Origin of the sequence: Brachymonas sp. J145 (assembly GCF_036312245.1) — a bacterium.
In the GTDB taxonomy this organism is placed as follows: Bacteria; Pseudomonadota; Gammaproteobacteria; order Burkholderiales; family Burkholderiaceae_C; genus Brachymonas; species Brachymonas wangyanguii.
The window spans coordinates 15,551-40,797 of sequence record NZ_JAZDCI010000005.1; the positions used below are offsets into that span (position 1 = coordinate 15,551).

Below are 25,247 nucleotides of genomic sequence, written 5' to 3' on the forward strand. Positions count from 1 at the left end.
ACACCGGTGCTGCGGCACCTTCCCGAACCTGTCCCGAGTCTCCATCATGTCCGAGCTTGCCTTCCAGCCCGATCCCGTCAGCATGCTGCTGTCTGCCCGCCGCATTGTCGTCAAGGTCGGCTCCAGCCTGGTGACCAACGAAGGGCGCGGACTGGACGAGGCGGCAATCGGTGAATGGTGCCGCCAGCTCGCCGCCCTGCGTGCCGATGGCCGCGAAGTGGTCATGGTGTCCAGCGGGGCCATCGCCGAAGGCATGCTGCGCCTGGGCTGGCGCACGCGCCCGAAGGAGGTCAACGAACTGCAGGCTGCGGCCGCCGTTGGCCAGATGGGCCTGGCGCAGATGTACGAGACCAAGTTGCGTGAAAACCAGCTGCAATCGGCGCAGATCCTGCTGACGCACGCCGACCTGGCCGATCGCGAGCGCTACCTGAATGCACGCTCCACGCTGTTGACGCTGCTGGAGTTGGGCGTGCTGCCGGTCATCAACGAGAACGACACGGTGATTACCGACGAGATCAAGCTGGGTGACAACGACACCTTGGGTGCGCTGGTGGCCAACCTGATCGAGGCCGACCTGCTGGTGATCCTGACCGACCAGAAGGGCCTGTTCGATGCCGATCCGCGCAAGAATCCGCAGGCCAAGCTGGTGCAGGTGGCGCGCGCCGGCGATCCGGCGCTGGAGGCCATGGCCGGTGGCGCCGGCAGCACGATTGGTACCGGCGGCATGCTGACCAAGGTGCTGGCGGCACGCCGTGCCGCCGGTTCCGGTGCCAGCACTGTGATCGCCTGGGGCCGCGAGCCGGATGCGCTGCTGCGCCTGATGCAGGGCGAGATCATCGGCACCGCACTGATTGCCACCACGCCCAAGATGCAGGCGCGCAAGCAGTGGATGAAGGATCACCTGAAGCTGCACGGCTCGGTGCTGGTCGATGCCGGTGCCGTGGCCAAGCTGAAGCACGAAGGCAAGAGTCTGCTGCCGATTGGTATGACCGAAGTGCGCGGCGAGTTCCGCCGTGGCGAAGTGATTGCGATCTGTACGCCGGAAGGGCAGGAGATTGCGCGTGGCCTGGCCAACTATGCCAGCCACGAGGCGCGCCAGCTATGCCGCCATCCTTCGCGCGAGATCACAGCGATCCTGGGTTACGCGGCCGAACCGGAGTTCGTGCACCGCGACAACCTGGTGATGCTCTGAGACTTGCCGGTTCAGTAGCCGCCGTTGCGGTCCCAGAGTGACTGGCCGGTGCGCAGGATGCGGCGTGCATCGCGCGAAGACGTTGGCGGCGTCAGGCCGGTGCAGAGGCCGCTGCTGGCAATCGCACGGGCCTGGCGGTTGGTCTGGCGGTCATGCAGGCTGGTCCAGTCTGTCTCGACGTTTTCCCAGCCGGGAGGCGTGGTGTTGAAATCGTAACGGGCATAGGTGCGCACGGCAAAGGTCGTGCAATTGATGCCCTGGTAGTAGGCGCTACGGCTGGCAGCGCCATCGCGACCCTGCATCAATACCACATAGCGCACGATGCCATCGGGAGCCACTTCGACGCTGTCCAGGTCCACCGAGGTGCGCATGGCGGAAAACCCGGGCATCTCGATATCCACCAGCTTGCGCGTGCTCAGCGCCGGAGCCGGTGGCACCGGGCTTTCCTGTGTCGTTTCCTTCAGGATCTCGGGCTGGTCTTCCTTGGGACCACCACCCCAGAGCTGGATCTGGGCCTGGCTGGCGGTGCTGGCCAGCAGGCCGAGAGCGAGCAGGCCGCAGCCGGCCAGCGAATGGGAGAACTTCATGATGGGGTATCGCCTGCAGTAGGGGGTTGCGGGTCGAAGCTGGCACCGGGCGGCAGATCCAGCGTGTTGCGCATGGCTGCAGATTGCAACGGGCGCAGATTGCCCATGGCACGCATGGGGTCGTCCTGGCGCTCGGCGCGTGGCTTGCCTTGCGGATTGCGCAGATAGCGGTTGCGATGATCGTTGCGTGGCAGGAAGCGGGCCAGTTCGGTCAGCGCCATCTCGTAGACGCCGCGCTTGAACTCGACGACCACATCCAGCGGCACCCAGTAGTCATTCCAGCGCCAGGCATCAAATTCGGGACGATCGCTGGCACGCAGATCCAGCTCCCAATCCTGACCCAGCAGTTGCAGCAGGTACCAGATCTGCTTCTGGCCCTTGTAATGGCCGCGCGATTCGCGGCGGATAAAACGGTCTGGCACTTCATAGCGCAACCAGTCCCGGGTTCTGGCGACGATGCGGACATGATGCGGGAGGAGGCCAACTTCCTCTCGCAGTTCACGATACATGGCCTGTTCGGGCGATTCCCCGCGATCTATGCCGCCTTGGGGGAATTGCCAGCTGTGGGTGCGAATACGCTTGCCCCAGAACACCTGGTTCTTGCGGTTGAGCAAGATGATGCCGACGTTGGGGCGGAACCCTTCCCGGTCGAGCATGATCAACTCCAATTCTTTAATGCGACCATTATGCACTGTTGGGCCTGGATATCAACGAGAATACGAGTTGTTGCCATGCAGCAGAGAAGGCTGTTGCCTGGCGTGTTTTCCTATCCTGCAGAACCATGAAAGCTTCCCAGTTCCTGATTACCACCCTGCGTGACGCCCCGGCCGATGCCGAGATCGTCAGCCACCAACTCATGATGCGTGCCGGCTTCATCAAGAAGCTGGGCGCCGGCATCTACAACTACATGCCGATGGGCCTGCGCGTGATCCGCAAGGTCGAGGCCATCGTGCGCGAGGAAATGAATCGCTCTGGCGCCATCGAGCTGACCATGCCGGTGGTGCAGCCGGGCGAGCTGTGGAAGGAAACAGGCCGTTTCGACCAGATGGGCGACGAGCTGCTGCGTTTCCAGGATCGCCACGACAACGATTTCGTCATCCAGCCGACCAGCGAAGAAGCGGTGACCGACATTGCGCGCCAGGATTTCCGCAGCTACAAGCAGCTGCCCAAGAACCTGTACCAGATCCAGACCAAGTTCCGCGACGAGCGCCGTCCACGCTTCGGCCTGATGCGTGGCCGCGAGTTCATCATGAAGGACGCCTACAGCTTCGACAAGGATGCCGATGCCGCGCGCGACAGCTACCAGAACATGGTGGACACCTACCGTCGCATCTTTGACCGCTTCGGCCTGGACTACCGTGCCGTGGCGGCCGACAGCGGCGCCATCGGTGGCGACCTGAGCCAGGAATTCCAGGTGATCGCCGCCACCGGCGAAGACGCCATCGTCTACTGCCCGAACAGCGAGTACGCGGCCAATATCGAGAAGGCCGAGGCGCTGGCGCCGACGCAGTCGCGTCCTGCTGCCAGCCAGGCGATGCAGGTCACGCCGACGCCGGGCAAGAGCACCTGTGCCGATGTCGCCGAGTTCCTGAAGGTGCCGCTGCAGACCACGGTCAAGTCGCTGGTGCTGGCGACCGACGTGACGGACGAGGCCGGCAACATCACGGGCAGCCAGATCTGGCTGCTGCTGCTGCGTGGCGACCACGACATGAACGAGGTCAAGGTCGGCAAGCTGCCGGGCCTGGACAAGGGTTACCGCTTTGCTACCGAGGACGAGATCGTGGCGCACTTTGGCACGCGCCCCGGTTATCTGGGCCCGATCAGCACGCGCCAGCCGGTGCGCGTGGTGGCCGACCGCGAAGTCGCCATCATGGCCGACTGGATCTGCGGCGCCAACCAGGAAGATGCCCACATCACCGGCGTCAACTGGGGCCGTGACCTGCCCGAGCCGGAACTGGTCGCCGACCTGCGCAACATCGTCGAGGGTGATTTGTCGCCGGACGGCCAGGGCGTGCTGGCGATCGAGCGCGGTATCGAGATTGGCCATGTGTTCTACCTGGGCACCAAGTACAGCCAGGCCATGAACGCCACCTTCCTCGATGTCAATGGCAAGGCGAAACACTTCGAGATGGGCTGCTACGGCATCGGCATCACGCGCCTGCCGGCAGCGGCGATCGAGCAGAACCACGACGAGCGCGGCATGATCTGGCCCGAGGCGATCGCGCCGTTCACGCTGGTGATCTGCCCGATTGGCATGGACCGCAGCGAGGCGGTCAAGGCCGAGGCGATGCGCCTGTACCAGTCCATGCTGGACGCCGGCGTGGATGTGATCCTGGATGACCGCGGCGAGCGCCCGGGCGTGATGTTTGCCGACTGGGAGCTGATTGGCGTGCCGCACCGCGTGGTGCTGTCCGACCGTAGCATCCAGGCCGGTGAAGTCGAATACCAGCAGCGTCGTGACAAGGAGGCCAGCAAGCTGGCCCTGGCCGATATCGACGCGCTGCTGCGCGACAAGCTGGGCCTGTAAGCCGGCCATGCTGCAGTCGCCTGCCTTTTCCCGGCGCCACTGGCTGCAGGCCACGGCGCGCTGGGGCGGAGCCGGGCTGCTCGCGCCTGCGCCTTGGCCGCTGGCTTGGGCCGGCGCACAGAAGGAAGAGCATCTGGCCGATTCGGTGCGTACCGCGCTGAGCGCCGCGGTGCGCATGAGTTCGGCGCCGCCCGTACCGCTGTTTGGCAGCCGCCAGCAGGAGCTGGAGTACCTGCGCTGGCTGGACGAGATGCAGCGCCGTCTCGGCAACCGGATGGAAAACGACTTTACCCGGCGCGAGTTCCTGCAGACGGTCTGGTACGAGGCGACACGTGCCGGGCTGGAAGTGTCGCTGGTGCTCGGCCTGATCCAGGTCGAGAGCAATTTCCGCAAGTTCGCGATTTCGTCGGTAGGCGCGCGTGGACTGATGCAGGTGATGCCGTTCTGGGCGCGCACCATCGGCGATGGCGATCCGGCGGCGCTGTTCCACCAGCAGACCAACCTGCGCTTTGGCTGCGCGATCCTGCGCTATTACCTGAATCGCGAGAAAGGCAATCTGTTCATGGCGCTGGGGCGCTACAACGGCTCACGCGGCCAATCGAAATATCCCGATGCCGTGATGGCGGCGCAGCGTCGCTGGGAGCTGGCCTAGGGCCTTAGCGCAGCTTGCGGAACCAGATCGCGTTGACCGTGACCAGGCCTGCCAGAAAGGCGTACAGGCCGGTACGCTCACCCCACTGGTCCTGGCCGAGCCAGATCAGCAGCGGAATCGCGATAAAGGCGATCGTGGTGAGCACCAGGCGACGGCCGACAGCGCGGGCGTATTCGGGGCCATGCTTTTTCAGGCCAAGCACGCCACTCAGGATCTGCCAGCAGGCAAACACGGTCAGCGCCAGTGCGGCGCCCAGCAGCATCTCGGTCTGGCCGATCATGCCTGGCCTGCCTGCAGGCGCTGCGTGTGGCGCGCCAGTTGCGCCTGCACCTGCGCCGGTGCGGTGCCGCCCAGGGTATTGCGTGCATTCAGCGAAGCTTCCAGCGTCAGTGCCTGCTCGAACACGTCTTGCTGGATGTCCGGGTTGAACTGCTGCAGCGTGGCCAGCGGCAGCTCGGCCAGGTCCACGCCCTGGTCCTGCGCCGTCTTGACGGCGTGCGCCACCACTTCGTGGGCATCGCGGAAGGGCAGGCCCTTCTTGACCAGGTAATCGGCCAGGTCGGTAGCCGTGGCATAGCCCTTGCTGGCGGCAGAACGCATGGCTTCGGGGTTGACCGTGATGCCGCCTTCCTTGGTGCCCGTGGCCGGGTTCAGCTGGCCGCCGACCATCTCGGCAAAGATGCGCAGCGTGTCGCGCACGGTATCGACGGTGTCGAACAGCGGTTCCTTGTCTTCCTGGTTGTCCTTGTTGTAGGCCAGCGGCTGGCCCTTCATCAGCGTGATCAGCCCCATCAGGTGGCCCACCACGCGGCCGGTCTTGCCGCGTGCCAGCTCGGGCACGTCCGGGTTCTTCTTCTGCGGCATGATACTGCTGCCGGTAGTGAAGCGGTCGGCGATGCGGATAAAGGCAAAGTTCTGGCTCATCCACAGGATCAGTTCTTCGCTCAGGCGCGAGACATGCACCATGATCAGCGATGCGGCGGCGGTGAATTCGATGGCAAAGTCGCGGTCGCTCACGGCGTCCAGGCTGTTCTGGCAGACACCTTCCATGCCCAGCGTGCGTGCCACGCGCTCGCGGTCCAGCGGATATGTGGTGCCGGCCAGTGCGGCACTGCCCAGCGGCAGGCGGTTGACGCGCTTGCGCACGTCCTGCAGTCGCTCCTCGTCGCGCGCGAACATTTCCACATAGGCCAGCAGGTGGTGCGCAAAGCTCACCGGCTGCGCCACCTGCAGGTGGGTGAAGCCAGGCAGGATCACGTCGACGTTGCGGCCGGCGACATCGACCAGCGCGCCTTGCACCTCGCGCAGCAGGCCCAGGATCAGGTCGATCTCGTCACGCAGCCAGAGGCGGATGTCGGTGGCGACCTGGTCGTTGCGGCTGCGGCCGGTGTGCAGGCGCTTGCCGGCATCGCCGATCAGCTGGGTCAGGCGCGCTTCCAGGTTCAGGTGCACGTCTTCCAGCTCCAGCTTCCAGTCGAAGCTGCCGGCCTCGATTTCGGACTTGATCTGCGCCATGCCGCGCTCGATGGCGGCGCGATCGTCCTGGCTGATGATGCCCTGGGCGGCCAGCATCTCGGCGTGCGCCAGGCTGCCCTGCATGTCGGCCTGCCACAGGCGCTTGTCGAAGAACACGCTGGCGGTATAGCGCTGCACCAGTTCGCTCATGGGTTCGCTGAACAGGGCAGACCAGGCCTGGGACTTGGTATCGAGCTGGTTGTGGGAGGTGGACATGGCAGAAACAATCGGAAAAGACAGGCCGCAGTGGCCAGAAAATGACGGGGCTTGCGCAGCGGCAAGCCAAACCCCCATTGTAACGATGCCTGCCGTGGCAGCAGAATGCCGCCGGCGTTTTCCCCGGTGCCCGTGCTAGCATCGCAGCATCAGGATCAGCGTCCGCAAGGGCGCACCACACCCTATTGACCTTATCTGGCAGGCCTGCCTGCGCGCGCATGACACAAGCAACTTCTCCCCTGAACCTCACCATCGCTACCCGCGAAAGCCGCCTTGCCCTGTGGCAGGCCGAGCATGTCAAGGCCCTGCTGGAGCAGCAGGGACACACGGTCACGCTGCTTGGCATGACTACGCGCGGCGACCAGATCCTGGATCGCACGCTGAGCAAGGTGGGCGGCAAGGGCCTGTTCGTCAAGGAGCTGGAGCTGGCACTGGAAGAGGGCCGGGCCGATCTGGCGGTGCACTCGCTCAAGGATGTGCCGATGGAGCTGCCGCCTGGTTTCGAGCTCGCTTGCGTGATGGAGCGCGAAGATCCGCGCGATGCCTTTGTCTCGCCGCAATGCGCCAGCCTGGACGATGTGCCGCAGGGTGGCGTGCTCGGCACCTCCAGCCTGCGCCGCACCGTGCTGCTGCGCGCGCAGCGTCCGGACCTGCGCATTGAGCCCTTGCGCGGCAACCTTGATACCCGTCTGCGCAAGCTGGATGAAGGCCAGTATGACGCCATCGTGCTGGCTGCCGCCGGTCTCAAGCGCCTGAAGCTGGAAGATCGCATCCGTACCATCTTCGAGCCGGAGCAGATGCTGCCGGCAGCCGGGCAGGGCGCGCTCGGCATCGAGGTCCGCAGTGGTCGCCCGGAGCTGGTGCAGGCGCTGGCACCGCTGGTACACCTGCCGACCTGGCTGCGTGTCGCCGCCGAACGGGCCGTCAGCCGCACCATGGGCGGCAGCTGCTCGATGCCGTTGGCGGCCCATGCCACACTCGATGGCGATAGCTTGCACATCGAGGCCGCCTGGGGCCGTGAAGACGATGCCAGTGGCGGACTGGTGCATGCCAGTGCCACGGCCCCGGTACAGACGCTGGAACAGGCCGATCAGCTCGGCGAGCAGGTGGCGCGCCAGCTGATTGCCGCCGGTGCCCAGGTGCACGCAGGCTGACGGTGGCACAGCGCCCCCTGGTGCTGGTGACGCGGCCGGAGCCGCAGGCCAGCCGCTGGACCAGCCAGCTGCAGCAGCTGTTGCCGGAGGTCGACATCCGGGCCTTGCCGCTGATCGTGACCGCGCCGGTCCATGCGCCAGCCTACCAGCAGCGGCTGCAGCTGGCCTGGGACAGTTTGCCGGAGCTGGTCGCGGCCTATTTCGTCAGCGTGCCGGCCGTGACCGGTTTTTTTGCCGCCGTGCCGGATGCGCTGGCGCGCTGGCAGGCTGCTGGCGTGCGTGCCTGGGCGCCCGGCCGCGGCACGCGCGATGCGCTGCTGCAGACCGGTATCCCCGCAGCGGGTATCGACAGTCCGCCGGCCGATGCCGCCCAGTTCGATTCCGAAACCCTCTGGCCGCTGGTCCAGCCGCAGGTCGCACAGGCGCTGCAGCAGGGCAGGCGCATGCTGCGCGTGCGCGGCACCGACCAGTTGCTGCCTGGCGAGCAGGTGGACCAGGGCGCTGGCCGAGACTGGATGGGGCAGCAGCTACAGGCAGCTGGCGTTACGGTCGATACCGTGGTCGCCTACCAGCGCCAGCCGCCTGCCTGGGATGATGCCTTTGTCTCCTCCCTGCGCCAGCAGCTGGCGGCACGTCGCTGCCTCTGGCTCTGGAGCAGCTCGCAGGCCCTGGAGCATGCCGTGGCCTTGCTGCCCGGGCATGACTGGTCGGCGGATGGAGCTGTCGCCACCCACCCACGGATTGCGGAAAATGCACGCCGTTGCGGTTTTGTGCAACTGCAGCAGGCGCGTCCGGTGCTTGCAGACGTGGCCCAGTCGATACAATCACTGCTATGACGATCTCCGACCAGACCGACGCTGCAATTCCCGCTCCGATGCCCGTGAACGCTCCCCCGGCAGCGGCACGTGCCGGCATGTCGGCGCTGGCACGTGTGGGGCTGGTGCTGGCCTTGATCCTGGCCTTGCTGGCCATGGCTGGCGTGGCCTATCTTTGGCAGGATGCACGCCGCATGCAGCGCCAGATCGCCACGCAAGTGGCTGACATGAACCGCCAGGCCAGCGAGCTGCAGGCAGTTGCCGAGCTGGCTAGCCGCCAGAGCCAGGACGCCACGGCGCGTACGGCACTGCTCTCGGCCAAGGTCGCCGAATTCGAGGGGCGCAATGCCCAGGTCGACAGCGTGCTGCAAGGACTGGCGCGCGCCAAGGACGAGAACCTGCTGGTCGATATCGATGCCGCGATCCAGATGGGCTGGCAGCAGAGCCAGCTGACCGGCGGCGTACAGCCGCTGCTGGCCGGTCTGGTCAGCGCCCAGAACCGCCTGAGGCAGGCCGCACAGCCCAAGCTGCTGCCGCTGGAACAGAGCATTGGCCGCGATATCGAGCGCCTGCGCCAGACCAGCGAAAGCGATGTGACCATGTTGCTGGGCCGTATCGACGGCGTGCTGCGCGAGATCGACGGTCTGCCGTTGCAGAGCAATCTGGTGCGCCTGAACGAGCGTACCTGGCAGGCGCAGGCCAGCAGCGCCGCCAGCCTGCCATCCGATGCGCCCTGGTGGCAGCGCAGCTGGGCGCATGTGAGTGATACCTTCTCCGATCTGGTGCGCGTGCGCACCATCGAAAGCCGCGATGCCGCGCTGCTGCAGCCGCAGCAGGGCTACTACCTGCGTGAAAACATCAAGCTGCAGCTGCTCAATGCGCGCATGGCGCTGCTGGCGCGCCAGCCTGAAGTGGCCCGCAGCGACGTGCAACAGGTGCGTGCCATGATGAGCCGCTACTTCCAGTCCGATGCCCAGGCCGTACGCAGCTCGCTGCTGACGCTGGAAGAGGTCGGCAACAACATCCACGTCGTGCAACTGCCCACCATTCAGGAAACCCAGGCAGCGCTGGCAGCCGCGCAGAATGCGGCGGCACTGGCTGCGCCGGTGATTGTTCCGGCGCTGCCGGCAGCATCGGCGGCCTCGGCGCCGGCTCCGGCACAGCCTGCGGCATCGGCTGCGACCGTCGCAGCTTCGGGGGCCTGATCGATGCGCGCGCTACTCTGGCTGGTCCTGCTGTTTCTTCTGGCCACGCTGCTGGCCCTGCTGGCAGGCGGCAACCAGGCCGTGGTGACTGTCTACTGGTCGCCGACGCAGGCCATCGACCTGTCGCTGAACCTGGTGGTGGCAGTGATCGTCGGCCTGTTCCTGCTCGGTTTTGCGCTGTTGCGTGGCGTACAGATCCTGTCCAGCCTGCCCTTGCAGGCGCAACGCTGGCGCACGCACCAGAAAGAGCGCGCCATGCACGGTTATCTGCTTGATGCCATGTCCTACCAGATTGCCGGCCGTTATGGCCGTGCCCGCACCGCCGCCGGCAAGGCGCTGGAACAGGACGAGGGCCTGTATGGCAGGCCGGATCCGGCACAGCCTGCCGAAACGGAATCGGATCAGACTAAGGCCGGTCATGCCGCAGCGCCGGCTCCGGCGTATCGCATGCAGATGCGCACGCTGGCGCACAACCTGATGGCTGACAGCAGCCAGGGCATGCTGGATGCCGAATGGCGTGATACCTGCCAGGCGCGCGCCGAACAGGAGGCCCGCCTGATCCACGGTGGCGCAGCGGCAGAAACACGCGAAGGCTTGTTGTTGCGCTCGGTGCGCCGTGCGCTCGACAGTCACCAGCCGGACAAGGCGCTGCAGTTGCTGGACCAGTTGCCGCAGGGGGCGACGCGCCGGATTGTCGCCTTGCGCTACCGCCTGCGTGCGGCGCAGCAGCAGGGCGATGTACAGCAGGCGCTGGATACGGCACGTGCGCTGGTGCGACACAAGGCGTTCTCGCCGCTTGCCGGCCAGGCCCTGATCCAGCAGCTGGCGGCCGATTGGCTGCGCTCCGCCCACGATGTAGAGCAGCTGCAGCAGCACTGGCGTGCCCTGGCCGCGCAGGAGCGCAGCGTACCGGCGATTGCCCTGGCTGCAGCGGAGCGCCTGCAGTTGCTGGGAGGCTCGCCCGCGCAGGCCAGCCACTGGCTGCTGCCGGTCTGGGAACAGCTGGCCATATCGCCCGAAGCGCTGAACCCGGTACAGCGCCAATCCGTGGTGCTGATGCTGGGGGATTCGCTGGGCAGTCTGGAGCTTGACTGGCAACAGCGTATCGAGCAGGCCAGCCAGCGTCATCCGCAGCAGGCGGAGCTGCAATACCTGTACGGTCTGGTCTGCCTGCAACGCCAGCAGCCAGACTCGGCACGCCAATGGCTCGAACAGGCCTTGCCGCGCCTGCAGCAGGTGCCGGCGTTGCGCCGCAAGGCCTGGATGGTGCTGGCGCAACTGGCGGAACAGCGCGCCGATACCACGGCGGCGCTGGAAGCCTGGAAGCAGGCTGCCATCACGTCTGCCTGAGCCTTCTTCTTCTGGCTGGCCGCTGTACGTGCCACAGCTTACACGTGCACTGACGCCTGCAGTTGTACCCAACCCTTTCATGCGGCTTGATGTGCCGCCAGGCCTTGCGTACGTCCTGCTTCGCTTGATCGATCCGATCCTGTGCTTGACGCTGCAGTTGCGGCTGTCCTGCCGGTAGCTTCGCCCATGAAAAAGCGGCCACTGTCGGGGACAGTGGCCGCCTGGCCGAAAGCGACAGGGCGCGGGCCCTGTCTGTGGCTGTGCTTACTGCGCAGCCTGCTCGAATGGCAGCGGGTTGGCTGCCAGGTCACGGCGCGTTTCCACCAGAATCAGCGGGCCTTCGTCCAGCACCACCAGCGGCGGGCGCTCGCGCGGCACGTGTACCGGCTTGGGCGTGGCGGCAATTTCGGCCTGTACGGCAGCGACCTTGTCGGCATCGGAATGCACCCAGACCAGGCCAGCCTGCTCGGCGACCTGCTGCAGCTCTGTCAGCGGCAGGGTGAAGGTGACAGGTTCTGCCGCCACTGTTTCGGCGACTTCGACCACGGCCACGGCTGGCTCTACCTGGGGCGTTGCCAGCGGAGTGGGAGCCGTTTCGGTGGCTGTTGCTGCCACGGGAGCGGTTTCGGCTACGGTGGCCACGACAGCAGGGGTTTCTGCTGGAGCGGCGATGGCCAGGACGGTGCCGGATTCGGCAACAGTCTCGGCAGCTACTTCAGCCGGTGCGGCTGTTTCGGTGCTCTCCGGGGCCGACAGGGCCAGGCCCGGTACCGGCGCATTGGCTTGCGCCGAGAAATAGCTGCGCGGTGCGTTGTCCTCGGTGCTGGCGCTGCTGCTGTCGGCAGTGTCCTGCGATTCGTCGGATGCGGTGCGCTCGGCACGGTCACCACGGTTGCGGCGGTCACGGCCGTAGCGGTCACGCGAACGGCGTTCGCGGCGCTCGCGCGGCTCGCCGTTGTCGGTGCTGCTGCCGGTCTCGGAAGCGGTGGCGGCGGTGTCGCCGGCGCTGGCTTCAGTCGCGGCAACAGCGCTGACGGCTGCTGCGGCTACGCCAGCGGCCAGTACTTCGGCGTTGTCTGCCAGCGGCTGTTGCTGGGTCTGGCGCGGCTGGCGGCGTTCGTTGCGCTGCTGCTGGCTGTTGTCGCCTTCGCTGCGCTCGCCGGAACCGGAGCGCTCACCGCCGCGGCGGTTGCGGTTGCCGGAACTGCTGCGCTCCTGGCGTGCCTCGCCTGGCTGCTCGCTACGCGGAGCACGGCTGTCGCGCGACTCCTCGGAGCGGCTGCTGCCGTCATCCTGGCGCTCGCCACGGCCACCCTGGCGCTGGCCGCTGCGTTGGCCATTGCTGCTGCGGCCATTGCCGCCACGGCTGCCACGCTGGCCACCACGGCGACCATCGGACTTGCCGGCCGGCTTGACTTCGGGTTCCGGCTTGACCGGTTCGGGTTGCACTTCCGGCTCGGGCTCGGCCATGCCGAACATGCGCTTGATCTTCAGCCACAGCGCGGCGAAGCCACTGGGTTGCTCGACCACCGGCTGCGGAGCTGCGGCAGCTGCCGGCGCGGCAACCGGCTCAGGCGCCACTTCGGGTGCGGCCACGGCTGGCGGTTCGGGCAGGAAATTCTTCAGCACCGGCGTCTGGCGGTTGGTCGGCTCCTGCGAGCGGCGCGTGACGGCGGTCGGATCCTCGATTTCTTCGGCCAGGTTGTAGCTGGCATCCATGTTGTCCAGGCGCGGATCGTCGTGCTTCAGGCGCTCCAGGCGGTAGTGCGGCGTTTCCAGGCCCTTGTTCGGCACCAGCATCACGTGCACGCGCTGCTTGAGCTCGATCTTGGCGATCTCGGAGCGCTTCTCGTTGAGCAGGAAGGAGGCGACCTCGACCGGCACTTGCGTGTGCACGGCCGCAGTGTTGTCCTTCATCGCCTCTTCCTGGATGATGCGCAGGATCTGCAGTGCACTCGATTCGGTATCGCGCACGTGGCCGGAGCCACCGCAGCGCGGGCAGGGGATGGAAGCACCTTCGGACAGGGCCGGGCGCAGGCGCTGGCGGCTCATTTCCAGCAGGCCGAACTTGCTGATGGTGCCGAACTGCACACGCGCGCGGTCCTGGCGCAGCGCGTCACGCAGGCGGTTTTCCACCTCGCGACGGTTCTTCTGCTCGTCCATGTCGATGAAGTCGATCACGATCAGGCCACCTAGGTCGCGCAGACGCATCTGGCGCGCCACTTCGTCGGCAGCTTCCAGGTTGGTGCGGGTGGCGGTTTCCTCGATGTCGCTGCCCTTGATGGCGCGCGCCGAGTTGACGTCGACCGAGACCAGTGCCTCGGTGTGGTCGATCACGATGGCGCCACCGCTCGGCAGGGTCACGATGCGGGAGTAGGCCGATTCGATCTGGTGTTCGATCTGGAAGCGGCTGAACAGCGGTGCGTCGTCGCGGTAGCGCTTGACCTTGGATGCGTGCTCCGGCATCACGTGGTTCATGAACTGGTGCGCTTGCTCGTAGATGTCGTCGGTATCGATCAGGATGTCGCCGATTTCCGGGCTGAAGTAGTCACGCAGGGCGCGCACCACCAGGTTGGATTCCTGGTAGATCAGGAAGGCACCCTTGCCAGCGCCGGCAGCACCCTCGATCGCTTCCCACAGCTTCAGCAGGTAGCTCAGGTCCCACTGCAGCTCGGGTGCGCTGCGGCCGATGCCGGCAGTGCGCGCGATGATGCTCATGCCCTTGGGGTATTCGAGCTGGTCCATTGCCTCTTTCAGCTCGGCGCGGTCCTCGCCCTCGATGCGGCGGCTGACGCCACCGCCACGCGGGTTGTTCGGCATCAGCACCACGTAGCGGCCGGCCAGGCTGATGAAGGTGGTCAGGGCGGCGCCCTTGTTGCCACGTTCTTCTTTCTCGACCTGCACCAGCAGTTCCTGGCCTTCCTGGATCACGTCCTGGATGCGCGCCTGGCTGACCGGCACGCCTTCGGCAAAGTACTGGCGCGAAATTTCCTTGAACGGCAGGAAGCCGTGGCGGTCCTCGCCGTAATCGACAAAACAGGCTTCCAGCGAGGGCTCGACGCGTGTCACCACGGCCTTGTAGATATTGCCCTTGCGCTGTTCGCGGCCTTCGATCTCGATTTCGTAGTCGAGCAGCTTCTGGCCGTCGACGATGGCAAGTCGGCGTTCTTCCGACTGGGTGCCGTTGATCAGCATCCGTTTCATGATGCGTTTCCTTTATGCAGTTACAGACATGCAGCAGCGGCACAGTGCAGCTGTTGCTGACATGCCAGGGCAAACGCCGGAAACGGAAGGGAATTGCCGGGAGACTCCGTCACGCAGGCCGCAAGGCCGGACAGGGGAGGGTAGGCGCGTGGAGGAATGCAGTGGCGCGGGCGGGTTGCCGCGCAGGTGACCGTGCGCCTCCGTGCCGCCTGGCGGCAGGGAAGGAAGCAGGGCGGAAAGCCGTGACGGGGCGGTTGATCAGGGGCTGGGCTTCCTGACCACGGTCATCCGCTGCCAGGCGCACGGGAAGGCGCAGCACGGAAGTGAGTCCGGTAGACAGGAGAGAAAAAACCAGCAAAATGCCGCGCACTTGCATTCATCCGACCGCCTGCGCTGGCACGGAGGCCAGTCAGGCGGAAAATATTCCAATATGGTGTTTCTGGGGCGTCAGCCTGGGCTGAGGGAGCTGGTGCCATCGGATGACTCTGGCATCCGGTCTGCAGGCAGCCCCGCCAGTGGCATGGACTTGCTGGAAAGCCGCGACTGGGGCTTGTGCCTTACACTAGTTGCTATTGGGCACAGCCTATCGGACAGACTTTCACAGTGAAAAACATTATAGGGGCGAATGCCGGAAATGTAGCGGCACCCAGCGTCAAATATCTCGAGGTCGGTGACGACGGCGAAGGCCAGCGTCTCGACAACTACCTGCTGCGCGTGCTCAAGGGCGTGCCGAAGACGCATGTCTACCGCATCATCCGCAGCGGCGAAGTGCGCATCAACAAGGGGCGCGCCCAGGCCGACAGCCGGCTGCAGCCCGGTGATGTGGTGCGCGTGCCACCAGTGCGTGTGGCCCAGCGCAGTACCGTCGAGCAGGCCGAAGCCACGCCGCCGCGTGAATTTCCGGCACTGCTCGAGGACGAGCACGTGCTGGCCGTCAACAAGCCAGCAGGTGTTGCTGTGCACGGCGGCAGCGGTGTCAGTTTTGGCGTGATCGAACAGTTGCGCCGGGCGCGGCCGCAGGCCCGCTTTCTGGAGCTGGTGCACCGGCTGGATCGCGAAACCAGCGGCATCCTGCTGATCGCCAAGCGCCGTTCGGCCCTGACCGCGCTGCAGGACCAGTTCCGCCAGCGCGAGACCGGCAAGACCTATCTGGCGCTGGTCTGGGGCGACTGGCAGGAGAAGCGCAAGGTCATCGATACGCCGCTGCGCAAGTTCCTGCTGCCGGGCAAGCCGGGGCAGGAGGGCGAGCGCCGCGTGCGAGCCACCACGCGCGATGATCCCGAAGGCATGAAATCGGTCTCGCTGGTGCGCGTGGCGCAGCGCATCGCGCATCCGCTGGGCGCCATGACGCTGCTCGAAGTCACCATCAAGACCGGCCGTACGCACCAGATTCGCGTGCACCTGGCTTCGAGTGGCCACCCAATCGCTGGCGACGAGAAATATGGCGATTTCGAGCGCAACCGCAGTCTGCAGAAGGCCGGGCTCAAGCGCATGTTCCTGCACGCCTGGCGGCTGCGCTTCGTGCACCCGGCCACGGGCGAGGAAGTACAGCTTGAACAGCCGCTGGAGCCGGCGCTGGCTGGCTTTGTGCAGCAGGCCGGCGATGCCGCCAGCCACACTATGGAATGAGGACGGAAGACAACACCATGCAACACCGCTTCGACCTGATCTGTTTTGACTGGGACGGTACCCTGTTTGACTCCACCAATTGCATCACGCTGGCGCTGCAGCAGGCGGTGGTCGATGTGGGTGGTGCCCGCCCGACGCGCGAACAGGCCAGCTACGTGATCGGCCTGGGCCTGCTCGATGCATTGCGCCAGGTCGCGCCCGATGTGCCGCAGGAGCGCTACCGCGAGCTGTCCGACCGCTATCGCGTGCATTATTTCCGCCATATCAACGACATCACGCTGTTTGATGGCGTGCCGGAGCTGCTGGCCGAGCTGCGCGGCCGTGGCCACCAGCTCGCCGTCGCCACCGGCAAGAGCCGCCGTGGCCTGGATGAGGCACTGGAAACCGTCGGCCTGACGCACATGTTCGATGCCTCCCGTACCGCTGACCAGACCGCAGGCAAGCCGGATCCGCAGATGCTGCTGGAGCTGATGGAAGAGCTGGACGTGTCACCCGAACGCACGCTGATGATTGGCGATACCACGCACGATCTGGAACTGGCCTACAACGCGCGCTGCGCCAGCGTGGCGGTGAGCTATGGCGCACACGGCACCAGCGGCTTCGAGCGCTGGCAGCCGCTGCAGGTGGTGCACAGCGTGGCCGAATTGCGCAGCTGCCTGCTGCAGCCGCCTGCATGAACGCGATTCCGCTCTGTGCCTCCAGTGATATCACCGACGGTGGCGATGCCTGGCCGTTCGAGGTGCTGGAGCGTGGCTATCCGTGCCGTGCCTTTGTCGTGCGTTTTGAAGGGCAGCTGCATGCCTGGCTGAATCGCTGCACCCATGTGGCCATGGAGCTGGACCTGATGCCGAATCGCGTGTTCGATGCTTCCGGCCAGTGGCTGATCTGTTCCAGCCATGGTGCCTTGTTTGATCCGGCCAGTGGTGCCTGTGCGGGTGGTCCGTGCCAGGGTGGCCTGCAGGCGGTGCAGGTGCTGGAGCAGGATGGCCAGGTGTTCTGGCTGCCGGATGCCGATATCCAGCCTGCAGGCTGACAGGGCAGGCCCTACAATGGCTGAACGCCGGGCTGGCAACAGGCCGTGCCCGGTTTGCATTTTTCACTCCGAAACCCCATGTCCGAACCTCAAGACGATTCCCTGATCCCGGTCCCTCCGCGCAAGCAGGACTGGGAACGCACCACCCTGGAAAAGATCGCGATGGCCTCCATCCGCGAACAGCAGGCGGCACGCCGCTGGCGCACTGTCGTCCGCATGGCCTGGCTGGCCTTCTTCGTGCTGCTGGCCTGGCTGCTGTTCCAGCGCACCCCGTCCAGCATGGGCAAGGTGACTGCGCCGCACACTGCCATGGTCGATATCCGCGGCGAGATCGCCGACGGCTCCGATGCCAGCGTCAGCAATATCCTGCCGGCGGTAGAGGCGGCCTTTGCCGACCAGGGCTCGCGTGCCGTGATCCTGTCCATCAACTCCGGCGGTGGCAGTCCGGTGCAGGCCGGCATCATCAACGAAGAGCTGATCCGCCTCAAGAAGCAGTACAACAAGCCGCTTTACGCCGTGGTCTCTGACACCTGCGCTTCCGGTGCCTACTACATCGCCGTGGCGGCCGACGAGATCTACGTTGACAAGGCCAGCATGATCGGCAGCGTCGGCGTGCTGATGGACGGCTTTGGCTTCACCGGCACCATGGAGAAACTCGGTGTCGAGCGCCGCCTGATCACGGCTGGCAGCAACAAGGGCCTGATGGACCCGTTCAGCCCGCTGGACGAAGGCCAGAAGGCGCATATGCAGACCATGCTCGACCAGATCCACCAGCAATTCATCCAGGTGGTGCGCGAAGGCCGCGGCAGCCGCCTGAAGGAAACGCCCGAGCTGTTCTCCGGCCTGGTCTGGACCGGCGAGCAGGCGGTGCGCATGGGTCTGGCCGACAAGCTGGGCAATACCAGCTATGTGGCACGCGAAGTGGCCAAGTTCGAGCGCATCGTGGATTACACCCAGCGTGAGAACGTGGCCGAGCGTCTGGCACGCCGTTTTGGCTCGGCAGTGGGCGAGGGCGCGGTGAAAGCACTGGGCAACACGGCAAGCTGGCGCTGATGGCGTGACAAAGCACACACTATCGCCATTTTCTGACATCAAGCTGTCGATTCACGCGATTACACTGCAGCGTCAGACGTTTTTGTCTGCCCGTATCCAGCCGGCACCCGGGCGCCGGTCCTGACTTTTTCCAGGAGAGACCATGTCGATTGATCTGACTTCCGTGCTCAAGACCAAGGCCGCCGGCCTGTTGACCGATTACCTGCAGGGCCAGCTTGGCTTGTCCGGCGACACGGCCAGCCGTTCTGCGGCGCTGGCACTGCCGGCACTGCTGGGCAAGCTAGTGTCCCAGACTGATTCTGGCGACAACATGACCCGCCTGTTCAACCTGATCACCGGCCCCGAGGTCGAGAGTGGCTATGACCGCATCGAGCCTTCGCTGCTGCAGAAGGGCGCCAAGTGGCTGAGCCTGCTGTTCGGCGATAACGAGGTGAGCGGCCTGGCACGTCTGCTGGGTGGCAAGACTGGTATCGCACCGGAGCAGGGCAGCAGCCTGCTGTCGGCAGCACTGCCGCTGGTGCTGGGTGCACTGCGCTCGCAAGTCGAGACCGGCAAGCTGTCCAAGCCGCAATTCGTGGGCTTGCTCAACGAGCAGAAGGGCTTCCTGGCCCGCGCGCTGGATGGCAGCCTGCTGTCCGGCCTGGGTCTGGGTTCGCTGGCTGCCGCAGCTCCGGCGGCGGCCGCTCGTGCGGCGGCACCGGTGCAGCAGGCCGCTTCTGGCGGTGGCTGGAAAAAGTGGCTGTGGATCGGTGCACTGGCGGCGCTGGCGCTGCTGCTGCTGCGCATGTGCAACCAGCAGCCGGTCGAGCAGCCGTCCGCGGCTCCGGCCAGCGCCACGGCATCGGCACCTGCCGTCGTGGCTGCTGATTCGGCGTCCGAAGCGGCCGCTGCCGTGCTGGCCGCTTCCGAGGCTGTTCCTGCTACTGATGCTGCCTCTGTCACTCCGGCAGCCCCGGCCAGCGCTGTGGCCCTGGCAGATGATGCCGTTACCTGGGAAAACGGCGTGCTGTCGGTCTACTTTGCTACCGGCAAGACCGATGTGAACCAGGCTGCGGCGGATGCCGTGTCTGCCGACATCGTGGCACTGGGCAAGCAGGGCCGCAAGCTGGTGGTCAGCGGCTACAACGACCCGCGTGGTGATGCTGCCCTGAACGCCGAGCTGTCCAAGAAGCGTGCCCAGGCGGTGCAGGCCTACCTGATCGCCCAGGGTGTGCCGGAGTCAGGTATCGAGCTGCGCAAGCCCGAGCAGACTGATGGTGCCAGCGGCAACCTGGCCCAGGATCGCCGCGTCGACGTGATCGCCGAGTAATCGTGACACTCGCCACTGGCACGGACGGCCCCGCTTGCGGGGCCGTCCGTTTTTTACATCCGGCAGCGTGTCCGTCACGGTAGCGACAGCTGGCGCTGTTATCATTGGCGCCATGCTGATGTATCCCCAGATCGATCCCGTGGCCCTGCAGATCGGGCCACTCTCCATCCACTGGTATGGCCTGACCTACCTGGTGGCATTTGTACTGTTCTATGTGCTGGGCACCATGCGCCTGCGGCACGCTCCCTACAACCGCATCCAGGGTGAGGGCGCCTGGTCGCGCCGTGATATCGAGGACATCCTGTTCCTGGGCGTGATGGGCGTCATCATTGGCGGCCGCCTGGGCTACTGCCTGTTCTACAAGCCCGAATACTACCTGGCCAATCCGCTGGACATCTTCAAGATCTGGCAGGGCGGCATGAGCTTCCACGGCGGGCTGCTGGGCGTGATCGGCGCCTTCACCTGGTTTGCCCGCTCGCGCAAGCGCCCGTGGCTGCAGGTGGCCGACTTTGTCGCGCCCTGTGTGCCTACCGGCCTGGCCTCGGGCCGTATCGGCAACTTCATCAACGGCGAGCTGTGGGGCCGTGCGGCGGATCCCTCGCTGCCCTGGGCGATGGTGTTCCCGCAAAGCGGCAGCATGATCGCGCGCCACCCCTCGCAGCTCTACCAGTTCCTGCTCGAAGGCCTGCTGCTGTTCATCATCCTCTGGCTGTACGCACGCAAGGAGCGCAAGCCGGGGCAGGTAGCGGCGCTGTTCCTGTTGGGTTACGGCGTATTCCGCTTCATCGCCGAATATTTCCGCGAGCCCGACGATTTCCTCGGCCTGCTGTCCATGGGCCTGAGCATGGGCCAGTGGTTGTGTATTCCCATGATCCTGGGCGGCATGGCGCTCTGGCTCTGGTCGGATCGCCATTACGCGCGCCCGGGAGTCTGACATGGCCGAGGTACTGCTGCTGGTCGAGGAGACCGCAGGCGCACGCCATGCCGTGGTCACGCTGCGCCATCAGGGCAAGTTCAACGCCATGTCACGCAGCATGTGGGTGCAGCTGCGCGAGGTCTTCCTGCGCCTGCAGCAGGAGGCGCTGGCCGCTGATCCGCTGCGCTGCGTCGTGATCCAGGGTGCAGACGGGCACTTTTGTGCCGGCGGCGATATTTCCGAGTATTTCGGATTCCGCTTCGAGATCGACAGCCTGCGCCATTTCCACGAAAACGAGGTCTGGGGCGGCCTGTCGGCGATGCTGGCCTGTGACGCGCCGGTAATCGCCGCGATCGAAGGCAACTGCATGGGCGCCGGTGTCGAGATCGCCAGCTGCTGCGATATCCGCCTGGCAACGCAGGGCAGCCGTTATGGCGCACCGATCGGCAAGCTCGGCTTTCCGATGGCACCGCGCGAGGCGGCGCTGGTGGCACAGGTGCTCGGCCCCACCGTGGCGCGCTCCATGCTGCTCGAAGCTGGCCTCTACGATGCCGATGCCATGCTGCAGCGCGGTTTCCTGACGCGCCTGCATGCCGATGGCAGCGCGCTCAAGGACGACGTGCAGCAGACCGTGGCGCGCGTCATGCGCCTGTCGCCGGTAGCGGCACGCATGCACAAGCAGATGATGCGCACCTGGATGCAGGCCGCCGAGCCCATGCTGGACGCACAATGCGTCACGGCCTACGACTATGCCGACAGCCCGGAGCACCGCGAAGGCATCACCGCCTTTATCGACAAGCGGCCGGCGCGCTTCTGAGGATATCAGTCGGCCTTTATGTAAAACTTGCGCACAAACTGACAGCCCTCCTTACAATCCGGAGTTCTGTAGCAGTACTCCGCCAGACGGGCGGATGAGTTGGTAGCGTCATGTCCATTGCCTCCGCCATTCCATCTTCGACCCAGATCGAGATGCTGGACGACCCCGATGAGTGGTCCGAGTTCAGCCGTCGGCCTGCCGGCGATGCCAATGTGCATGCCTGGGAGTCGAATGTCGCGATCGAGGGCATGCACTGCGCTGCCTGCGCCCTCACGATCGAGGATGCGCTGAAATCCGTCCCCGGCGTGCAGGATGCCCAGGTCAGCCCGGGCAGCCACCGCGCCCGCGTGGTCTGGCAGGATGACCAGGTCAAGCCATCCCAGTGGATGCGTGCCGTGCAGGCGGCTGGCTACCGCGCCGTGCCGGCGCACGATGCCTTCGCCAGCACGCGCCGTCGCCAGGAGCAGCGCCATCTGGTCTGGCAGTGGGGTGTGGCCGGCATTGCCATGATGCAGGTCATGATGTATGCGTGGCCCGAATATGTCAGCAAGGACATCTCTACGCAGTCGCTGTACCTGCTGCGCTGGGCCAGTTGGGTGATTTCGCTGCCGGTGGTGATCTTCTCCTGCAAGCCCTTTTTCCGCAACGCCCTCAACGATATCCGCCACCGCCGCGTCAGCATGGACCTGCCGGTGGCACTGGGCATGCTGATCACCTTCATCGTCAGCTCGCTTGGCACCTTTGATCCGCAAGGCATGTTCGGCAACGAGGTCTATTACGACTCGCTGACCATGTTTGCCTTCTTCCTGCTCACCGGGCGCTGGCTCGAGTCGCGTTCGCGTGACCGTACTGCCGGCGCGCTTGAAGCGCTGATGAACCGCCTGCCCGAAAGCGTGGAGCGCCGCAACAAGAAGGGCGTGTTCGAGCGCGTCACGCTGCGCCGCCTCAAGGTCGGTGATCTGGTGCGCGTACTTCCGGGCGAAGCCTTTCCGGGCGATGGCACCGTGGTCGATGGCCGCACCATGGTCGACGAGGCGCTACTGACCGGCGAATCGCGCCCGCTGCGACGCGAGCAGGGCACCGCCGTCATCGCCGGCAGCCACAACATCCAGTCCCCGGTCGAGATCCGCATCGACCGTCTGGGCGTCAACACCCGTTACGCGCAAATCGTCACCATGATGGAGCAGGCCTCGGTCGACAAGCCGCGGCTGGCCGTCTATGCCGACCGTTTTGCCAAGCCCTTCCTGATCGTCGTGCTGCTGGCAGCCCTCCTGACCGCAGTCTGGTGGTGGCCGCGAGATCCGGCCTTTGCCGTGATGACGGCAGTAGCGGTGCTGATCGTGACCTGCCCGTGCGCGCTGTCGCTGGCCACGCCGGCGGCCATGCTGGCCGCTGCCGGTGGCTTGGCGCGCCATGGCGTGCTGGTGCGCCGCCTGCAGGCGCTGGAATCCCTGTCCCAGATCGATACCGTCGTCTTCGACAAGACTGGCACCCTGACGTCCGACACGATCGCGCTGGAGCGCATCCTGGTGCGCCCCGGCGTGGATGAACAGCAGGCGCTGCAGCTGGCTGGCGCACTGGGCCGCCACTCGCTGCACCCGGTGTCACGCGCCCTGGTGGATGCCGCCGGCCTGCAGGGCGAAGCGCTGCTGGAACAGCGCTGGCTGGTGCACGATGTGCGCGAAATTGCCGGCAAGGGCGTGCAGGCCACGGTAACCGATGCCACGGCCGCCGTGCCGGAACAGGCATTGCGCCTGGGCTCCGACTCCTTCTGCCAGGTCAGCCCGCAGCTGATCACCGACTTGCCGCCCGATACCCTGCATTGCAACCTGAGCGACGGGCAGGGCTGGCTGGCCACCTTCGTGTTGCGCGAGGATTTGCGTGCCGATGCGCAGCAGGCGGTGGATACCCTGCGCACCGCCGGCCTGCGCCTGCAGGTGCTGTCGGGCGACCGCCCGCAGGCGGTGCAGCGCATTGCCGGCCAGCTTGGCATCGACCACGCCATGGGCGGCTGTACCGCCTCCGACAAGCTCGATGTGCTGCGTGCCGAACAGGCCAAGGGCCACTTCGTCGCCATGGTCGGTGATGGCATCAATGATGGCCCGGTACTGGCCGGTGCGCACGTTTCTTTTGCCCTGGGCAAGGCGGTACCGCTGGCCCAGGCGCAGTCCGATTTCGTCATTCTCGGCAGCAGTCTGCAGGCGGTTGCCGGCAGCTATCGTCTCGCATGTGACACGATGAAAGTCGTGCGACAGAATTTGGCATGGTCCGCGGCGTACAATCTGACCGGAATTCCGCTTGCCATGATGGGCCTGGTGCCCGCCTGGCTGGCCGGTTTGGGCATGGCTCTCAGCTCGCTGCTGGTTGTCATGAATGCCATGCGCCTGGTGCGCAGGCTGGATCAAGGAAAGGAGTGAGCGTTTGGATATTCTTTTTCTGCTGATTCCGCTCTCAGTCGTTCTGGTGCTGTTCATCATCGCCGGACTGTGGTGGGCGATCTACACCGGACAGTTCGAGGACACCGAAGCAGAAGGTCAGCGCATTTTCAAGCAGGATTGAGATGTATCAACTTGTGATTTGCGTTTAAGATTACGCTTGCTGCGTTTTTTATAAAAGAGGTGAAAATGAGTTTCTCCAATACTCAGGCGAACACGTACAACGACAAGGTTGTACGCCAGTTCGCCATCATGACCGTCGTCTGGGGCGTGGTCGGGATGCTGGTGGGCGTGATCATCGCTGCCCAGCTGACCTGGCCTGAGCTCAACTTTGGCATTCCGTGGCTGTCCTATGGCCGTCTGCGCCCGCTGCACACCAACGCAGTGATCTTCGCATTCGGCTGCTCCGGCCTGATCGGCACGTCCTACTACGTGGTACAGCGTACCTGCCAGGTGCGACTGTTCTCGGACAAGCTCGCTGCCTTCACCTTCTGGGGCTGGCAACTGGTGATCGTGGCTGCCGCCGTCTCCCTGCCGCTGGGCTTCACCACCGGCAAGGAATACGCTGAACTCGAATGGCCGATCGACATCCTGATCACGCTGGTCTGGGTGGCGTACGCCGTGGTGTTCTTCGGTACGCTGGCAACGCGCAAGGTGCGTCACATCTATGTGGCCAACTGGTTCTACGGTGGCTTCATCCTGACGATTGCCCTGCTGCACCTGGTCAACAGCGCCGAAATGCCTGCCGGCCTCATGAAGTCCTACTCTGCCTACGCAGGCGTGCAGGATGCCATGGTGCAATGGTGGTACGGCCACAACGCAGTGGGCTTCCTGCTGACCACCGGCTTCCTGGGCATGATGTACTACTTCGTTCCGAAGCAGGCTGGCCGTCCGGTGTATTCCTACCGCCTGTCCATCGTGCACTTCTGGGCGCTGATCTTCACCTACATGTGGGCGGGGCCGCACCACCTGCACTACACCGCACTGCCTGACTGGACCCAGTCCGTCGGCATGGTGTTCTCCCTGATCCTGCTGGCACCCAGCTGGGGCGGCATGATCAACGGCATCATGACCCTGTCCGGTGCCTGGCACAAGCTGCGTGATGATCCCATCCTGCGCTTCCTGATCGTGTCCCTGTCCTTCTATGGCATGTCCACGTTCGAAGGCCCGATGATGTCCATCAAGACCGTGAACGCACTGTCCCACTACACCGACTGGACGGTTGGTCACGTGCACTCCGGCGCACTGGGCTGGGTGGGCCTGATCACCATGGGTTCGATGTACTACATGATCCCGCGCCTGTTCGGCAAGAAGGAGATGTACAGCGTCAAGGCGATCGAAGTCCACTTCTGGACCGCCACCATCGGTATCGTGCTGTACATCGCAGCCATGTGGATTGCCGGCGTGATGCAGGGCCTGATGTGGCGCGCGATCAACGCCGACGGTACGCTGACCTACACCTTCGTGGAAAGCGTGAAGGCGACCTTCCCCTTCTATGCAATCCGCCTGCTGGGTGGCGTGCTCTACCTGGGTGGCATGATCGTCATGCTGTGGAACACCATCATGACTGCTAGCCAGGGTCGCTCTGTGACTACACAGATCCCTGCCGTGACGCATGCACATGCCTGAAGCCCGAGG

General features: G+C 65.2%; 22 protein-coding genes. 17 read left to right on the top strand and 5 right to left on the bottom strand.

Features of this window, described 5'->3' with window-relative positions; translation table 11 throughout:
* The first annotated feature begins 46 nt into the window (after positions 1 to 46).
* Positions 47 to 1,192, top strand: a complete 1,146-nt coding sequence (proB, locus tag V1261_RS06255) for a glutamate 5-kinase (protein ID WP_329770770.1) — start codon at positions 47 to 49, stop codon at positions 1,190 to 1,192.
* An 11-nt stretch (positions 1,193 to 1,203) separates the two neighbouring features.
* On the opposite strand, the gene V1261_RS06260 is transcribed toward proB, so the two are convergent.
* Positions 1,204 to 1,779, bottom strand: a complete 576-nt coding sequence (locus V1261_RS06260; RefSeq protein ID WP_329770771.1) for a CNP1-like family protein — start codon at positions 1,777 to 1,779, stop codon at positions 1,204 to 1,206.
* The gene (locus V1261_RS06265) at positions 1,776 to 2,435 is read right to left on the bottom strand and encodes an RNA pyrophosphohydrolase (RefSeq protein WP_329770772.1); all 660 of its coding nucleotides are present in this window, start codon (positions 2,433 to 2,435) and stop codon (positions 1,776 to 1,778) included. The genes V1261_RS06260 and V1261_RS06265 overlap by 4 nt, the downstream gene beginning before the upstream one ends.
* A 125-nt stretch (positions 2,436 to 2,560) precedes the next feature.
* On the opposite strand from V1261_RS06265, the gene V1261_RS06270 reads away from it, so the two are divergent.
* Both V1261_RS06270 and V1261_RS06275 read left to right on the top strand, forming a co-directional pair.
* Positions 2,561 to 4,306 carry a proline--tRNA ligase gene (locus tag V1261_RS06270; RefSeq protein ID WP_329770773.1) on the top strand — a complete coding sequence of 582 codons (1,746 nt, stop codon included), beginning with the start codon at positions 2,561 to 2,563 and terminating at the stop codon, positions 4,304 to 4,306.
* 7 nt (positions 4,307 to 4,313) lie between these two features.
* On the top strand, positions 4,314 to 4,958 hold the full coding sequence (locus tag V1261_RS06275; protein WP_329770775.1) for a lytic transglycosylase domain-containing protein: 645 nt from the start codon (positions 4,314 to 4,316) through the stop codon (positions 4,956 to 4,958).
* Positions 4,959 to 4,962: 4 nt separating this feature from the next.
* Here the strand turns inward: V1261_RS06275 and V1261_RS06280 are convergent, their stop codons facing one another.
* Positions 4,963 to 5,238 carry a hypothetical protein gene (locus V1261_RS06280; protein WP_329770776.1) on the bottom strand — a complete coding sequence of 92 codons (276 nt, stop codon included), beginning with the start codon at positions 5,236 to 5,238 and terminating at the stop codon, positions 4,963 to 4,965.
* Positions 5,235 to 6,689 (bottom strand): argininosuccinate lyase, encoded by a 1,455-nt coding sequence (argH, locus tag V1261_RS06285; protein WP_329770777.1) that lies wholly within the window; start codon positions 6,687 to 6,689, stop codon positions 5,235 to 5,237. The genes V1261_RS06280 and argH overlap by 4 nt, the downstream gene beginning before the upstream one ends.
* Positions 6,690 to 6,907: 218 nt before the next feature.
* On the opposite strand from argH, the gene hemC reads away from it, so the two are divergent.
* Genes hemC through V1261_RS06305 form a run of 4 tightly spaced genes read left to right on the top strand, consistent with a single transcriptional unit; the run spans position 6,908 to position 11,213 of the window.
* Positions 6,908 to 7,843 carry a hydroxymethylbilane synthase gene (gene hemC / locus V1261_RS06290; protein ID WP_329770778.1) on the top strand — a complete coding sequence of 312 codons (936 nt, stop codon included), beginning with the start codon at positions 6,908 to 6,910 and terminating at the stop codon, positions 7,841 to 7,843.
* Positions 7,844 to 7,845: 2 nt separating this feature from the next.
* Positions 7,846 to 8,679 (top strand): uroporphyrinogen-III synthase, encoded by an 834-nt coding sequence (locus V1261_RS06295; protein WP_329770779.1) that lies wholly within the window; start codon positions 7,846 to 7,848, stop codon positions 8,677 to 8,679.
* Positions 8,676 to 9,863, top strand: coding sequence for a uroporphyrinogen-III C-methyltransferase (locus V1261_RS06300; RefSeq protein WP_329770780.1), 1,188 nt, complete (start codon positions 8,676 to 8,678; stop codon positions 9,861 to 9,863). The genes V1261_RS06295 and V1261_RS06300 overlap by 4 nt, the downstream gene beginning before the upstream one ends.
* 3 nt (positions 9,864 to 9,866) lie before the next feature.
* Positions 9,867 to 11,213, top strand: coding sequence for a heme biosynthesis HemY N-terminal domain-containing protein (locus tag V1261_RS06305; RefSeq protein ID WP_329770781.1), 1,347 nt, complete (start codon positions 9,867 to 9,869; stop codon positions 11,211 to 11,213).
* Between the two features lie 264 nt (positions 11,214 to 11,477).
* Here V1261_RS06305 and V1261_RS06310 read toward each other — a convergent pair whose 3' ends face one another.
* Positions 11,478 to 14,417 carry an Rne/Rng family ribonuclease gene (locus V1261_RS06310; RefSeq protein WP_329770782.1) on the bottom strand — a complete coding sequence of 980 codons (2,940 nt, stop codon included), beginning with the start codon at positions 14,415 to 14,417 and terminating at the stop codon, positions 11,478 to 11,480.
* A 603-nt stretch (positions 14,418 to 15,020) separates the two neighbouring features.
* Between V1261_RS06310 and V1261_RS06315 the strand changes: the two genes are divergently transcribed.
* The 10 genes from V1261_RS06315 (at position 15,021) to ccoN (ending at position 25,238) form a co-directional block, all read left to right on the top strand.
* Positions 15,021 to 16,046 (top strand): RluA family pseudouridine synthase, encoded by a 1,026-nt coding sequence (locus tag V1261_RS06315; protein WP_329770783.1) that lies wholly within the window; start codon positions 15,021 to 15,023, stop codon positions 16,044 to 16,046.
* A gap of 17 nt (positions 16,047 to 16,063) precedes the next feature.
* Entirely contained in the window at positions 16,064 to 16,723 is a 660-nt protein-coding gene (locus V1261_RS06320) for an HAD family hydrolase (RefSeq protein WP_329770784.1), read from the top strand.
* Complete coding sequence (locus tag V1261_RS06325; RefSeq protein ID WP_329770785.1) at positions 16,720 to 17,079, top strand: Rieske (2Fe-2S) protein; 360 nt, start codon at positions 16,720 to 16,722, stop codon at positions 17,077 to 17,079. Before V1261_RS06320 ends, V1261_RS06325 begins: the two co-directional genes overlap by 4 nt.
* Before the next feature lie 78 nt (positions 17,080 to 17,157).
* A complete protein-coding gene (locus tag V1261_RS06330) occupies positions 17,158 to 18,132 on the top strand; it encodes a S49 family peptidase (protein WP_329770786.1) in 975 nt (324 codons plus the stop codon).
* Between the two features lie 142 nt (positions 18,133 to 18,274).
* The gene (locus tag V1261_RS06335; RefSeq protein ID WP_329770787.1) at positions 18,275 to 19,441 is read left to right on the top strand and encodes an OmpA family protein; all 1,167 of its coding nucleotides are present in this window, start codon (positions 18,275 to 18,277) and stop codon (positions 19,439 to 19,441) included.
* Positions 19,442 to 19,553: 112 nt separating this feature from the next.
* Positions 19,554 to 20,375, top strand: a complete 822-nt coding sequence (gene lgt / locus V1261_RS06340; protein WP_329770788.1) for a prolipoprotein diacylglyceryl transferase — start codon at positions 19,554 to 19,556, stop codon at positions 20,373 to 20,375.
* A gap of 1 nt (position 20,376) precedes the next feature.
* A complete protein-coding gene (locus V1261_RS06345; protein ID WP_329770789.1) occupies positions 20,377 to 21,174 on the top strand; it encodes an enoyl-CoA hydratase/isomerase family protein in 798 nt (265 codons plus the stop codon).
* A 110-nt stretch (positions 21,175 to 21,284) separates the two neighbouring features.
* Positions 21,285 to 23,591 carry a heavy metal translocating P-type ATPase gene (locus V1261_RS06350; protein ID WP_329770790.1) on the top strand — a complete coding sequence of 769 codons (2,307 nt, stop codon included), beginning with the start codon at positions 21,285 to 21,287 and terminating at the stop codon, positions 23,589 to 23,591.
* Between the two features lie 4 nt (positions 23,592 to 23,595).
* The gene (gene ccoS / locus V1261_RS06355; RefSeq protein WP_329770791.1) at positions 23,596 to 23,733 is read left to right on the top strand and encodes a cbb3-type cytochrome oxidase assembly protein CcoS; all 138 of its coding nucleotides are present in this window, start codon (positions 23,596 to 23,598) and stop codon (positions 23,731 to 23,733) included.
* A 65-nt stretch (positions 23,734 to 23,798) separates the two neighbouring features.
* Positions 23,799 to 25,238 carry a cytochrome-c oxidase, cbb3-type subunit I gene (ccoN, locus tag V1261_RS06360; protein ID WP_329770792.1) on the top strand — a complete coding sequence of 480 codons (1,440 nt, stop codon included), beginning with the start codon at positions 23,799 to 23,801 and terminating at the stop codon, positions 25,236 to 25,238.
* Positions 25,239 to 25,247: the final 9 nt, after the last annotated feature.

Excerpts from the sequence above, each read along its gene's own strand:
- proB (WP_329770770.1), top strand. The coding sequence starts at position 47 with ATGTCCGAGCTTGCCTTCCAGCCCGATCCCGTCAGCATGCTGCTGTCT.
- V1261_RS06260 (WP_329770771.1), bottom strand. The coding sequence starts at position 1,779 with ATGAAGTTCTCCCATTCGCTGGCCGGCTGCGGCCTGCTCGCTCTCGGC.
- V1261_RS06265 (WP_329770772.1), bottom strand. The coding sequence starts at position 2,435 with ATGCTCGACCGGGAAGGGTTCCGCCCCAACGTCGGCATCATCTTGCTC.
- V1261_RS06270 (WP_329770773.1), top strand. The coding sequence starts at position 2,561 with ATGAAAGCTTCCCAGTTCCTGATTACCACCCTGCGTGACGCCCCGGCC.
- V1261_RS06275 (WP_329770775.1), top strand. The coding sequence starts at position 4,314 with ATGCTGCAGTCGCCTGCCTTTTCCCGGCGCCACTGGCTGCAGGCCACG.
- V1261_RS06280 (WP_329770776.1), bottom strand. The coding sequence starts at position 5,238 with ATGATCGGCCAGACCGAGATGCTGCTGGGCGCCGCACTGGCGCTGACC.
- argH (WP_329770777.1), bottom strand. The coding sequence starts at position 6,689 with ATGTCCACCTCCCACAACCAGCTCGATACCAAGTCCCAGGCCTGGTCT.
- hemC (WP_329770778.1), top strand. The coding sequence starts at position 6,908 with ATGACACAAGCAACTTCTCCCCTGAACCTCACCATCGCTACCCGCGAA.
- V1261_RS06300 (WP_329770780.1), top strand. The coding sequence starts at position 8,676 with ATGACGATCTCCGACCAGACCGACGCTGCAATTCCCGCTCCGATGCCC.
- V1261_RS06305 (WP_329770781.1), top strand. The coding sequence starts at position 9,867 with ATGCGCGCGCTACTCTGGCTGGTCCTGCTGTTTCTTCTGGCCACGCTG.
- V1261_RS06310 (WP_329770782.1), bottom strand. The coding sequence starts at position 14,417 with ATGAAACGGATGCTGATCAACGGCACCCAGTCGGAAGAACGCCGACTT.
- V1261_RS06320 (WP_329770784.1), top strand. The coding sequence starts at position 16,064 with ATGCAACACCGCTTCGACCTGATCTGTTTTGACTGGGACGGTACCCTG.
- V1261_RS06325 (WP_329770785.1), top strand. The coding sequence starts at position 16,720 with ATGAACGCGATTCCGCTCTGTGCCTCCAGTGATATCACCGACGGTGGC.
- V1261_RS06330 (WP_329770786.1), top strand. The coding sequence starts at position 17,158 with ATGTCCGAACCTCAAGACGATTCCCTGATCCCGGTCCCTCCGCGCAAG.
- V1261_RS06335 (WP_329770787.1), top strand. The coding sequence starts at position 18,275 with ATGTCGATTGATCTGACTTCCGTGCTCAAGACCAAGGCCGCCGGCCTG.
- lgt (WP_329770788.1), top strand. The coding sequence starts at position 19,554 with ATGCTGATGTATCCCCAGATCGATCCCGTGGCCCTGCAGATCGGGCCA.
- V1261_RS06345 (WP_329770789.1), top strand. The coding sequence starts at position 20,377 with ATGGCCGAGGTACTGCTGCTGGTCGAGGAGACCGCAGGCGCACGCCAT.
- V1261_RS06350 (WP_329770790.1), top strand. The coding sequence starts at position 21,285 with ATGTCCATTGCCTCCGCCATTCCATCTTCGACCCAGATCGAGATGCTG.
- ccoN (WP_329770792.1), top strand. The coding sequence starts at position 23,799 with ATGAGTTTCTCCAATACTCAGGCGAACACGTACAACGACAAGGTTGTA.